A 12,047-nucleotide genomic window follows, 5' to 3' on the forward strand; every position below is an offset into this window, starting at 1 on the left:
CGAGGACGGGCCGGTGCGGGACGAAGAACGCGGCACAAGGGAGCTGCCGGCCGAGCGCGTGCCGGACGGCATCGACGGCATCCCCGAGCAGGCCCGGCCGCATCCGGAGGACGACTCCACGGAGAACGTCTCACCGGGCGGCGGCCGGCCCGGCGCCGCCGTGCGGGGCACGCCCCGGGCCGGCCGGGCCGGCGGGGCCGATACCCGCCACGGCGCCTCCGCGCGGGCCGAGCCGGCGACCGGGGACGAGGCGAGCGCTCGGGGAAGGGCGACGGGCGGGACGATGAGCGAGCACGAGCGACATGCCGAGGACGAGGCGCCGCGGGCACCCGGCGCCCGGAGCGCGCGGAGCACGCCGGGCGCGTCGGGCGCCCACGGCGCGCACGCGCACCACGGCCCGCAGGACCGCAGCGGGGCGCGCGCCCTGTTCCTCGAGCTGCGCACGCTGCCTGACGGCAGCCCCGAGTACGCGGAGCTGCGCAACCGGCTGGTGCGGATGCACCTGCCGCTCGTCGAGCATCTCGCGCGCCGTTTCCGCAACCGCGGCGAGCCGCTGGACGACCTGACCCAGGTCGCCACCATCGGGCTGATCAAGTCGGTCGACCGCTTCGACCCGGACCGGGGCGTGGAGTTCTCGACGTACGCCACCCCGACGGTCGTCGGCGAGATCAAGCGGCACTTCCGTGACAAGGGCTGGGCGGTGCGGGTGCCGCGCCGGCTCCAGGAGCTGCGGCTGGCACTCACCACGGCCACCGCGGAGCTGTCCCAGCTGCACGGCCGCTCCCCCACGGTGCACGAGCTGGCCGAGAAGCTGGCCATCTCCGAGGAGGAGGTCCTGGAGGGCCTGGAGTCCGCCAACGCGTACTCCACGCTGTCCCTGGACGTCCCCGACACCGACGACGAGTCCCCGGCGGTCGCCGACACCCTCGGTGCCGAGGACGAGGCGCTGGAGGGCGTGGAGTACCGGGAGTCGCTCAAGCCGCTGCTGGAGGATCTGCCGCCGCGCGAGAAGCGGATCCTGCTGCTGCGCTTCTTCGGCAACATGACCCAGTCGCAGATCGCGCAGGAGGTCGGCATCTCGCAGATGCACGTCTCCCGGCTGCTCGCCCGCACTCTGGCCCAGCTGCGGGAGAAACTCCTCGTCGAGGAGTGACCCGGCACGGTTGCCGGAGCTACTTCCCGGCGTTCCCGGGCCCCCGGATGCCGAGGGCCCGGGTCGTCTCGGGATTGACCAGCAGCACGAGCGCGGTGACGGCCACGACGGCGAGCACGATCCCGGCCGGGATGGCCACACCGTCGGACCGCAGCATGTTGTAGGCCACCGGCAGCGCCATGATCTGCGTGATGACGGCGGGACCGCGGCTCCAGCTCCGGCGGGTGAACAGCCCCCGGGCGGCGAGCAGCGGCAGCAGGGCCAGCGCGATCAGCGTCACTCCGCCGGTGACGGCCTGCCCGCGGTCGTCCGGTTCGCCGGCGAGTCCGAGGACCAGCAGCCACACCCCGCCGGCCACCAGCGCGAGCCCTTCCAGGGCGGCGAGCGCCGCGGCGTGCGTCAGGCGGCGCGGGCGGGGGCCGGTGTCGTCCGAGGCGGTGGTGGTGGGGGTCTGCTCACTGCTCACCCCTGAAGGGTAGCCCTCGCGGTGCGCGCCTCCCGTGGCGAGGTTCACGCCTCGTCTCCCGTTCCGGTCCGGCCTCGGTCTGGGCCCGGTACCGCTCAGTAGGTACGCTGCACGTCATGCGTGCACTTCTCGTGGTCAATCCGGCGGCAACCACCACAAGTGCGCGCACGCGCGATGTGCTGATCCACGCCCTCGCCAGCGAGATGAAGCTGGAGGCGGTCACCACCGAGTACCGCGGGCACGGGCGCGATCTGGGCAGACAGGCCGCGGAGAGCGACGACATCGACCTGGTGGTGGCCCTCGGCGGGGACGGCACGGTCAACGAGGTCGTCAACGGCCTGCTGCACGCGGGTCCCGATCCGGAGCACCTGCCGGGCCTCGCCGTGGTGCCCGGCGGCTCCACCAATGTCTTCGCCCGCGCCCTGGGGCTGCCCAATCAGCCCGTCGAGGCCACCGGCGTCCTGCTCGACGCGCTGCGCGAGGGCCGGGAGCGCACCGTGGGCCTGGGGCTGACCTCGGGCACACCGGGCTCGGAGGACGAGGCCGTGCCGGCCCGCTGGTTCACCTTCAACGCGGGGCTGGGCTTCGACGCCGGCGTCGTCGGCCGGGTCGAGCAGCAGCGGGAGCGCGGCAGGAAGTCCACCCACGCGCTCTACATGCGCCAGGTGGTCCGCCAGCTGCTCGGTGATCCGCACCGCCGGAACGGGGTGATCACGTTCGAGCACCCGGGCGAGGAGCCGGTCACCGATCTGGCGCTCTCCATAGTCTCGAACACGTCGCCGTGGACGTTTCTCGGCAATCGCCCGATCTACGCGTCACCTAAGGCCTCGTTCGATACCGGCCTGGATCTCTTCGGCCTGAGCCGGCTCTCCACCGCCGCGGTTGCCCGGTATGGCACGCAGTTGCTCACTTCGTCCCCGGAGCGCGGGCCCCGCGGCACCCACGCGGTCTCCCGGCACGATTTGACGCGCTTCACCTTGCATTCGAAGGTGCCGTTGCCTCTCCAGATGGACGGTGACCACCTGGGGCTGCGAACCAGCGTGACGTTCACAGGCGTACGCCGTGCACTGCGTGTGATTGTGTGAGCAGAAAGGGCCAAAGTCCTTTCACTCGAACGTTTAGGCCAGGGTCCACCCCATGGAAGTACGGCTGTGACCTAGTCGACACCGAAGAATCAAAAAAAACTTTTCGGAAGGGGTTGTATCCGCCGCCGAGGTTTGCGAGTCTCTACATGGCGATCGGGACGGCCCGCAACACCGGCCTCCACAGATCACCGGAACCCCTCTTCAAACCCAAGGACCACGCCAGGGAACCTGGCGGTCGGCCCTTCACTTGTTGAGGGATTCGTGAAAGCGTTCACATTCACAAGCACTTGCACGTAATACCAAGGAGAGGTAGCAGCCATGGACTGGCGTCACAACGCCGTTTGCCGCGAGGAAGACCCCGAGCTCTTCTTCCCCATCGGCAACACCGGTCCCGCGCTGCTGCAGATCGAGGAAGCCAAGGCCGTCTGCCGTCGCTGCCCGGTGATCGAGAACTGCCTGCAGTGGGCGCTCGAGTCCGGTCAGGACTCCGGCGTCTGGGGTGGTCTCAGCGAGGACGAGCGTCGTGCGATGAAGCGCCGCGCCGCCCGCAACCGGGCCCGTCAGGCCTCCGCCTGACAACCCCCTGCTGACAGCCTGAGCTTGGCGGCGCGTATGCCTGACGGCACGAATCCGTAGCCATCGCGTACGCATCTCCCGCCCCCGAGCCGCAGCGCGCAGTTCCCCCTCAGTACTCGACCCCGCTCGAGCAGGGGGACCACGAGGAACGAGCATCAGCCCCGGACCGCTTCCCGGTCCGGGGCCTTTTGCCGTCCCCTACTTGCTCGACCGCACCGGGATGTCCAGGATCACCCGGGTCCCCCGGCCAGGGGCCGGGACCATGTCGAACGCGCCGCCCAACTCGCCCTCCACCAGCGTGCGTACGATCTGCAGGCCCAGGTTGCCCGCGGTGTGCGGGTCGAATCCCTCGGGCAGACCCACGCCGTCGTCCTGCACGGTGACCAGGAGGCGGGCCTCCTTCGAGGTGCCGCCCCGGACGGCGGACACCTCGACGGTGCCGGTCTCGCCCTCGCCGAAGCCGTGCTCCAGGGCGTTCTGCAGGATCTCGGTCAGCACCATCGCCAACGGGGTGGCGACCTCGGCGTCGAGTATCCCGAAGCGGCCCGAGCGCCTGCCGGTGACCTTGCCCGGGGAGATCTCGGCGACCATCGCGAGGACGCGGTCGGCGATCTCGTCGAACTCCACCCGCTCGTCCAGGTTCTGGGACAGCGTCTCGTGCACGATCGCGATGGACCCCACCCGGCGCACGGCCTCCTCCAGCGCCGCGCGGCCGCGCTCCGAACCGATGCGGCGGGCCTGGAGGCGCAGCAGTGCCGCCACCGTCTGGAGGTTGTTCTTCACCCGGTGGTGGATCTCCCGGATGGTCGCGTCCTTGGTGATCAACTCGCGTTCGCGGCGGCGAAGCTCCGTGACGTCACGGAGCAGGACCAGCGACCCGATGCGCGTGCCTTTGGGCTTGAGCGGGATCGCCCGGAACTGGATCACCCCGTCGTGCGCCTCGATCTCGAACTCGCGCGGCGCCCAGCCGCTGGCGACCTTGGCCAGCGCCTCGTCCACCGGGCCGCGGGAGGGGGCCAGTTCGGCGGTGGTCCGGCCGAGGTGGTGGCCCACCAGGTCGGCGGCGAGCCCCATGCGGTGGTAGGCGGACAGGGCGTTCGGTGAGGCGTACTGGACGATGCCGTCGGCGTCGAGCCGGATCAGCCCGTCGCCGACGCGGGGCGAGGCGTCCATCTCCAGCTGCTGGTTCGCGAACGGGAAGGCGCCGGCCGCGATCATCTGGGCCAGATCGGAGGCGCTCTGGAGGTAGGTGAGCTCCAGCCGGCTCGGGGTGCGCACGGTGAGCAGGTTGGTGTTGCGGGCGATGACGCCCAGGACGCGTCCCTCACGCCGTACGGGGATGGACTCGACGCGTACGGGGACCTCCTCGCGCCACTCCGGGTCCCCCTCGCGCACGATGCGGCCCTCGTCCAGGGCCGCGTCCAGCATGGGCCGGCGGCCGCGCGGGACGAGATGGCCGACCATGTCGTCCTGGTAGGAGGTGGGGCCGGTGTTGGGCCGCATCTGGGCGACGGAGACGTAGCGGGTGCCGTCGCGGGTGGGGACCCACAGGACCAGGTCGGCGAAGGAGAGGTCGGAGAGCAGCTGCCACTCCGAGACCAGCAGGTGGAGCCACTCGAGATCGGTGTCGTCGAGGGCGGTGTGCTGGCGTACGAGTTCGTTCATGGAGGGCACGTCAGCGAGCGTACCCGGGGGTCGCCACCGGGCCGGAACACCCGCGGGCCGCGGCGCCTGAGAGGGACCCTCAACCCTCCCGGCACCGCAGCCCGGAGCAATATCGGCCGTGGGGTGTGCGGTCCCGGTCGGCCGAAGGATGAGGAGCCGGGGCAGTCAGGGCAGAGAGCTCCGGGTCCTCGGTCCGCCTTCCTGTGCGGGGAAGGCAGGCTTCTGTGTCCTGCAACGCATTGTGGACTAGACCACTGTCCGTGTAAATGCGTGGAACGCTGTTCTCGGTGTCTTGTCCGCGTCCGCCCCGAGGCGCGGGCGTCCGCCAAGAAGCCTAACCCGTGCGGGTTCCTCCGGGAGCCGGAAGGACCATGGCAATTTCGGCGGGGCGGGAGTGCGCCACTCTGCTAGATTGAGATTGGTCTAAACCACCTGGTCCCGCGCGTCGGGTGCCGGACCCAGTCGACTCCTCCTCAAGATCGGCAGGCCCACCGTGGAAGTTGTCATCGTTGCGGACGCCGGGGCGGGCGGCGAGCTCATCGCCGAGGCCATGGCGCGGCTCCTGCGCCGCAGGCCCGACGCCCTGCTGGGCGTCGCCACGGGTTCGACGCCGCTGCCCGTCTACCGGGCGCTGGCGGCCAGGGTGACGTCGGGTGCCGTGGACACCTCGCGGGCGCGGATCGCCCAGCTCGACGAGTACGTGGGGCTGCCGGCCGACCATCCCGAGTCCTACCGGTCGGTGCTCCGCAGGGAGGTCCTGGAGCCGCTCGGGATCGGGATGGACGCCTTCATGGGCCCCGACGGCACGGCCGAGGACGTGCAGGCGGCCTGCGAGGCGTACGACAGGGAGCTCGCCGAGGCCGGCGGGGTGGACCTGCAGCTGCTCGGGATCGGCACGGACGGGCACATCGGGTTCAACGAGCCGTGCTCCTCGCTCGCCTCTCGCACCCGGATCAAGACGCTGACCGAGCAGACCCGGGTGGACAACGCGCGCTTCTTCGACGGCGACATCGACCAGGTTCCCCACCACGTCATCACCCAGGGCATCGGCACCATCCTGGAGGCCCGCCACCTCGTCCTGCTGGCCACCGGCGAGGGCAAGGCGGACGCGGTCGCCGCGACCGTCGAGGGACCGGTGGCGGCGGTGTGCCCGGCCTCCGCGCTCCAGCTGCACCCCCGTGCCACGGTGGTCGTCGACGAGGCCGCGGCGTCCAAGCTGAAGCTCGCCGACTACTTCCGGCACACCTACGCGCACAAGCCGGAGTGGCAGGGGATCTGACCGCCCACGGTGGTCTGGACCACCCCTCGTCCCCGGGGGTATACAAAGGGGATCACGGAGCGTGCGGGGCACCCCCGCCCCGAGCCGTGCCACGATGTCAGCCGTGGCCGATGGGGATGTCGGTCGTTTCGGCACGCGGAGCCGGGAAGGCAGAGCATGAGCACCGACGTCAGCAGTGCGGAGAACGAGGGTGGGACCACGGTCCGTACGGCGCGTGTGCCCAAGTACTACCGGCTGAAGAAACACCTCCTCGACATGACCGAGACGGCTCCGCCCGGCACGCCGGTGCCGCCGGAGCGCACCCTCGCGGCGGAGTTCGACACCTCGCGCACCACCGTGCGCCAGGCCCTGCAGGAGCTGGTCGTCGAGGGGCGCCTCGAGCGCATCCAGGGCAAGGGCACGTTCGTCGCCAAGCCCAAGGTCTCCCAGGCTCTCCAGCTCACCTCGTACACCGAGGACATGCGGGCCCAGGGTCTGGAACCGACCTCGCAGCTGCTCGACCTGGGTTACATCACCGCCGACGACCGCCTCGCCGCACTGCTCGACATCACGGCCGGCGGACGGGTGCTGCGCATCGAGCGGCTGCGCATGGCCAACGGCGAGCCGATGGCCATCGAGACCACCCACCTGAGCGCGAAGCGCTTTCCCGCGCTGCGCCGCAGCCTGGCGAAGTACACGTCCCTCTACACCGCCCTCGCCGAGGTGTACGACGTCCATCTCGCGGAGGCCGAGGAGACGATCGAGACGTCCCTGGCCACCCCGCGCGAGGCCGGTCTGCTGGGGACCGACGTGGGTCTGCCGATGCTGATGCTGTCCCGGCACTCGCGGGACCGCGAGGGCCAGCCCGTGGAGTGGGTGCGGTCGGTGTACCGGGGCGACCGGTACAAGTTCGTCGCACGCCTGAAGCGTCCGCAGGAGTGAGCCGACGCCGTGCCGAACCCCGACGAAACGGGTGGTTGACAAGGTTTTCGTTGCTGTTGGCTCTCGGTTGAGCCGCGCCTGGATACCGCTGTGCCGACGAGGGGTTACGGCCCCGCCGCGCCCTCACCTAGATTTCCCTGCGCTTACCGCCCGTGATCAGTGAGGGGACGGAACCGTCAGATGTCGCAAGCCCCAGAAACCACAGGAGGGCCGGTGGTGACGCCCCTGCGCGTCGTCATCGCCCTCTGTCTCGTCGCACCGTTCGTGGCCATGCTGTGGGTCGGTTCGTACGCGAAGACCGACCCCGTCGTCATCGGCATCCCGTTCTTCTACTGGTACCAGATGCTGTGGGTGCTGCTCTCCACCGGGCTGACGATGATCGCCTACAAGCTCTGGCAGCGTGACCAGCGCGCCCGCTCGGCCTCGAAGGGCGGTGCGTCGAAGTGAACGACGGCGTGAACGGCGTGGCACTCGCCGTCTTCCTCTTCTTCTTCCTCCTCGTCACGGCGATGGGGTTCATGGCCGCGCGCTGGCGCAAGGCCGAGAACGAGCACAGCCTCGACGAATGGGGACTGGGCGGACGGTCCTTCGGGACCTGGGTGACCTGGTTCCTGCTCGGCGGCGACCTGTACACCGCCTACACCTTCGTCGCCGTACCGGCGGCGATCTACGCGGCGGGCGCGGCGGGCTTCTTCGCGGTGCCGTACACGATCCTGGTGTACCCGCTGATCTTCACCTTCCTCCCCCGGCTGTGGTCGGTGTCGCACAAGCACGGCTACGTGACGACGTCCGACTTCGTGCGCGGCCGGTTCGGCTCGAAGGGTCTGTCGCTGGCCGTCGCCGTCACCGGCATCCTGGCCACGATGCCGTACATCGCGCTCCAGCTCGTCGGCATCCAGGCCGTGCTGGACGTGATGGGCGTCGGCGGCGGCGAGACCACCAACTGGTTCGTCAAGGACCTGCCGCTGCTGATCGCCTTCGGTGTGCTGGCGGCGTACACGTACTCGTCGGGGCTGCGGGCCCCCGCGCTGATCGCGTTCGTCAAGGACACACTGATCTACCTCGTGATCGCCGTGGCGATCATCTACATCCCCATCAAGCTCGGCGGCTTCGACGAGATCTTCGCCTCGGCGAGCGAGGCGTACAGCCAGACCAACCCGGCCACGGGCGCTCCGCGCGGTGCGCTGGTACCGGGCGACGCGGGCCAGTGGACGTACGCCACGCTGGCGCTGGGCTCGGCGCTCGCGCTGTTCATGTACCCGCACTCGATCACCGCGACTCTGTCCTCGCGCAGCCGTGAGGTGATCCGCCGCAACACCACGATCCTGCCGCTGTACTCGCTGATGCTGGGCCTGCTGGCACTGCTCGGCTTCATGGCGATCGCGGCCGGGGTGAAGGTGCAGAACGGGCAGCTGGCGATCCCGCAGCTGTTCGAGAACATGTTCCCCGCCTGGTTCGCGGGCGTGGCCTTCGCGGCGATCGGCATCGGCGCGCTGGTGCCGGCGGCGATCATGTCGATCGCGGCGGCGAACCTGTTCACCCGCAACATCTACAAGGACTTCATCAAGCCGGACGCGACGCCGAAGCAGGAGACCCAGGTCTCCAAGATCGTCTCTCTGCTGGTGAAGGTGGGAGCACTGGTCTTCGTCCTGACCATGGACAAGACGGTCGCCATCAACTTCCAGTTGCTGGGCGGCATCTGGATCCTGCAGACCTTCCCGGCGCTGGTGGGCGGTCTGTTCACCCGCTGGTTCCACCGCTGGGCGCTGATCGGCGGCTGGGCGGTCGGCATGATCTACGGCACGGTCGCCGCGTACGGGGTGGCGTCGCCGACGCAGAAGCACTTCGGCGGCTCGGCGAAGGAGATCCCGGGCATCGGCGAGATCGGCTACATCGGCCTCACCGCGTTCGTGCTCAACGTCGTGGTCACGGTCGTCCTGACCTTCGTCATGAGGGCCCTGAAGGCACCCGAGGGCGTCGACCAGACCAAGCCGGAGGACTACACGGCGGACGCGGGCGACCCCGGTGTCCAGGTGGAGCTTCCGCCGGCCACGGCGGGCAGCAGCACCCACTGACGCCACGGGCGCACCGGGCGACGGGCCGCCGGAGGAATCCGGCGGCCCGTCGCCGTACCCGTCCGGCCCACCCGGCCCGACGGCCGGCGGATGTGAGTTGACGCTCTGACACCAGCGCGACACAACATATGGGGTTGCCGTCGGCACCTGGCACAAGATGTATGCTCATGCTCGCTGTCGTCGCAGGGGAATCCGGTGCGAGTCCGGAACTGTCCCGCAACGGTGTACCCATGCCTGCCCGAGCCGGGGTGTGCGTGGGCGTCAGTCCGAGGACCTGCCGACAGCGCGCCCGGCCGTCCGGTCCGGGTGCCCCGACGTCCGGGCCTCGCGGAATGGGCCGGTGGACGCGACGCCGCGTGCGCTCGTGTGCTGCCCCCTGCCCTCCTCGTGGCCCCCGTGCCGAGCGAGGGAGAGCCCCACGTGACCATCGCGCCAGCCGATCCGGCTTCAGCGGTCGCCGTGACCGAGGAGAGCGACGGCCCCGGTGCCGTGTTGCTGCGGACCCTGACCGGGCTGACCGCCGACCTGCCCGACGCCGACCCCGGCCGGGTCGCCGCCGCCGCGCTGCGCGGCCGGTCCGCGGCCGCCGACGAGGCGGAACTGCGGGAACTGGCGACCGAGGCGGCGGCCGGGCTCATCTCCGAGGACCCGGCCTACTCCCGGCTCGCCGCCCGGCTGCTGACCATCGGCATCCGCGCCGAGGCCGCCTCCCAGGGCGTCACGTCGTTCACCGGGTCCGTCGCGACCGGGCACCGCGAGGGTCTGATCGCCGACCGGACCGCCGCCTTCGTCCGGCTGCACGGGGACCGGCTCGACGCGCTGATCGACACCCGCGCCGACGACCGCTTCGGATACTTCGGCCTGCGCACCCTGCACAGCCGCTACCTGCTGCGGCACCCGGTCACCCGCAAGGTCGTCGAGACGCCCCAGCACTTCCTGCTGCGGGTCGCCGCCGGTCTCGCCGAGGACGACAGCGCGCGCTCGCTGGACGAGGTCGCCGCGCTGTACGGGCTGATGAGCCGCCTGGACTACCTGCCCTCCTCCCCCACCCTGTTCAACTCCGGTACCCGGCACCCCCAGATGTCGTCGTGCTACCTGCTGGACTCCCCCAGGGACGAGCTGGACTCGATCTACGACCGCTACCACCAGGTCGCCCGCCTCTCCAAGCACGCCGGCGGCATCGGTCTGGCCTACTCCCGCATCCGCTCACGGGGTTCGCTGATCCGCGGCACCAACGGGCACTCCAACGGCATCGTCCCGTTCCTGAAGACGCTGGACGCCTCCGTCGCCGCGGTGAACCAGGGCGGGCGGCGCAAGGGCGCGGCGGCGGTGTACCTGGAGACCTGGCACTCCGACATCGAGGAGTTCCTCGAACTGCGCGACAACACCGGTGAGGACGCCCGCCGCACGCACAACCTGAACCTCGCGCACTGGGTGCCGGACGAGTTCATGCGCCGGGTGGACGCCGACGGGACGTGGTCGCTGTTCTCCCCGGCGGACGTGCCCGAACTGGTCGACCTGTGGGGCGAGGAGTTCGACGCGGCCTACCGGGCCGCCGAGGCCCGGGGCCTGGCCCGCAAGACCCTCCCGGCGCGCGAGCTGTACGGCCGGATGATGCGCACGCTCGCCCAGACCGGCAACGGCTGGATGACCTTCAAGGACACCGCCAACCGCACCGCCAACCAGACCGCCGAGCCGGGCCACGTCATCCACTCCTCGAACCTGTGCACGGAGATCCTCGAGGTCACCGACGACGGGGAGACGGCGGTCTGCAACCTGGGGTCGGTCAACCTCGGGGCGTTCGTGGAGCACGGGGACATCGGCTGGGAGCGCCTCGACGAGACGGTGCGCACGGCCGTGACGTTCCTCGACCGGGTCGTCGACATCAACTTCTACCCGACCGAGCAGGCGGGCCGCTCCAACGCCAGGTGGCGCCCCGTCGGTCTCGGCGCCATGGGACTGCAGGACGTCTTCTTCAAGCTGCGGCTGCCCTTCGACTCCCCCGAGGCGAAGGCCCTCTCCACGAGGATCGCCGAGCGGATCATGCTCGCCGCGTACGAGACCTCCGCCGACCTCGCCGAGCGGGACGGACCGCTCCCGGCCTGGGAGAAGACCCGTACCGCCCGCGGTGTGCTGCACCCCGACCACTACGGCGCCGCACTGTCCTGGCCGGAGCGCTGGGCCGCGCTGCGGACCCGGATCGCGGTGACCGGGATGCGCAACTCGCTGCTGCTGGCGATCGCGCCCACCGCCACCATCGCGTCGATCGCGGGCGTGTACGAGTGCATCGAGCCGCAGGTGTCCAACCTCTTCAAGCGCGAGACGCTGTCCGGGGAGTTCCTCCAGGTCAACTCCTACCTGGTGGACGACCTGAAGCGGCTCGGCGTGTGGGACGCGCGCACCCGCGAGGCGCTGCGCGAGGCGGGTGGCTCGGTGCAGGACGTCGCGTGGATCCCCGAGGAGGTGCGGCGGCTGTACCGCACGGCGTGGGAGATCCCGCAGCGCGCTCTGATCGACATGGCCGCCGCGCGCACCCCGTTCCTGGACCAGGCGCAGTCCCTCAACCTGTTCCTGGAGACGCCGACGATCGGCAAGCTCTCCTCGATGTACGTCTACGCCTGGAAGCAGGGTCTGAAGACCACGTACTACCTGCGTTCGCGCCCGGCGACCCGGATCGCCCGCGCGGCCCGCGCCACCGTCCCCGTGCAGGCCGCCGCGGACCCCGAGGCGGTCGCCTGCTCCCTTGAGAACCCCGAGTCCTGCGAGGCCTGCCAGTGACGACCGACAAGAACCTGCTCGACCCCGGTTTCGAGCTGACGCTGCGCCC

The 12,047-nt window shown here is 70.6% G+C and carries 10 protein-coding genes and 1 riboswitch; of the genes, 8 read left to right on the forward strand and 2 right to left on the reverse strand.

The window, feature by feature from the left end:
* Window positions 1-13 precede the first annotated feature (13 nt).
* The gene (locus BU52_RS23710; RefSeq protein WP_078903417.1) at window positions 14-1,153 is read left to right on the forward strand and encodes an RNA polymerase sigma factor SigF; all 1,140 of its coding nucleotides are present in this window, start codon (window positions 14-16) and stop codon (window positions 1,151-1,153) included.
* 19 nt (window positions 1,154-1,172) lie between these two features.
* Here BU52_RS23710 and BU52_RS23715 read toward each other — a convergent pair whose 3' ends face one another.
* Window positions 1,173-1,619 carry a hypothetical protein gene (locus tag BU52_RS23715; RefSeq protein ID WP_037937781.1) on the reverse strand — a complete coding sequence of 149 codons (447 nt, stop codon included), beginning with the start codon at window positions 1,617-1,619 and terminating at the stop codon, window positions 1,173-1,175.
* 116 nt (window positions 1,620-1,735) lie between these two features.
* Here BU52_RS23715 and BU52_RS23720 point away from each other — a divergent pair, with 116 nt between their 5' ends.
* Together BU52_RS23720 and BU52_RS23725 are read left to right on the forward strand one after the other, a co-directional pair.
* On the forward strand, window positions 1,736-2,704 hold the full coding sequence (locus BU52_RS23720) for a diacylglycerol/lipid kinase family protein (protein ID WP_037937782.1): 969 nt from the start codon (window positions 1,736-1,738) through the stop codon (window positions 2,702-2,704).
* A 318-nt stretch (window positions 2,705-3,022) separates the two neighbouring features.
* The gene (locus BU52_RS23725) at window positions 3,023-3,280 is read left to right on the forward strand and encodes a WhiB family transcriptional regulator (RefSeq protein WP_037937783.1); all 258 of its coding nucleotides are present in this window, start codon (window positions 3,023-3,025) and stop codon (window positions 3,278-3,280) included.
* A 198-nt stretch (window positions 3,281-3,478) separates the two neighbouring features.
* Here BU52_RS23725 and BU52_RS23730 read toward each other — a convergent pair whose 3' ends face one another.
* Window positions 3,479-4,954, reverse strand: a complete 1,476-nt coding sequence (locus BU52_RS23730) for a sensor histidine kinase (RefSeq protein ID WP_037937784.1) — start codon at window positions 4,952-4,954, stop codon at window positions 3,479-3,481.
* 484 nt (window positions 4,955-5,438) lie between these two features.
* On the opposite strand from BU52_RS23730, the gene nagB reads away from it, so the two are divergent.
* From nagB to BU52_RS23755, 5 genes are all read left to right on the forward strand, one after another.
* On the forward strand, window positions 5,439-6,224 hold the full coding sequence (gene nagB, locus BU52_RS23735; RefSeq protein ID WP_037937785.1) for a glucosamine-6-phosphate deaminase: 786 nt from the start codon (window positions 5,439-5,441) through the stop codon (window positions 6,222-6,224).
* 156 nt (window positions 6,225-6,380) lie between these two features.
* Window positions 6,381-7,145, forward strand: coding sequence for a GntR family transcriptional regulator (locus tag BU52_RS23740; protein ID WP_037937786.1), 765 nt, complete (start codon window positions 6,381-6,383; stop codon window positions 7,143-7,145).
* 180 nt (window positions 7,146-7,325) lie between these two features.
* Window positions 7,326-7,592: a DUF3311 domain-containing protein gene (locus BU52_RS23745; protein ID WP_200881261.1), complete on the forward strand. Its 267-nt coding sequence runs from the start codon at window positions 7,326-7,328 to the stop codon at window positions 7,590-7,592.
* Entirely contained in the window at window positions 7,589-9,220 is a 1,632-nt protein-coding gene (mctP, locus tag BU52_RS23750; RefSeq protein WP_037937790.1) for a monocarboxylate uptake permease MctP, read from the forward strand. The genes BU52_RS23745 and mctP overlap by 4 nt, the downstream gene beginning before the upstream one ends.
* Window positions 9,221-9,344: 124 nt before the next feature.
* A riboswitch (cobalamin riboswitch) is annotated at window positions 9,345-9,516 on the forward strand.
* A 124-nt stretch (window positions 9,517-9,640) separates the two neighbouring features.
* The gene (locus BU52_RS23755) at window positions 9,641-11,998 is read left to right on the forward strand and encodes a ribonucleoside-diphosphate reductase subunit alpha (RefSeq protein ID WP_107061248.1); all 2,358 of its coding nucleotides are present in this window, start codon (window positions 9,641-9,643) and stop codon (window positions 11,996-11,998) included.
* Window positions 11,999-12,047: the final 49 nt, after the last annotated feature.

It is taken from the genome of Streptomyces toyocaensis, assembly GCF_000725125.1.
GTDB lineage: Bacteria > Actinomycetota > Actinomycetes > Streptomycetales > Streptomycetaceae > Streptomyces > Streptomyces toyocaensis.

Excerpts from the sequence above, each read along its gene's own strand:
- BU52_RS23720 (WP_037937782.1), top strand. The coding sequence starts at position 1,736 with ATGCGTGCACTTCTCGTGGTCAATCCGGCGGCAACCACCACAAGTGCG.
- BU52_RS23725 (WP_037937783.1), top strand. The coding sequence starts at position 3,023 with ATGGACTGGCGTCACAACGCCGTTTGCCGCGAGGAAGACCCCGAGCTC.
- BU52_RS23740 (WP_037937786.1), top strand. The coding sequence starts at position 6,381 with ATGAGCACCGACGTCAGCAGTGCGGAGAACGAGGGTGGGACCACGGTC.
- BU52_RS23745 (WP_200881261.1), top strand. The coding sequence starts at position 7,326 with ATGTCGCAAGCCCCAGAAACCACAGGAGGGCCGGTGGTGACGCCCCTG.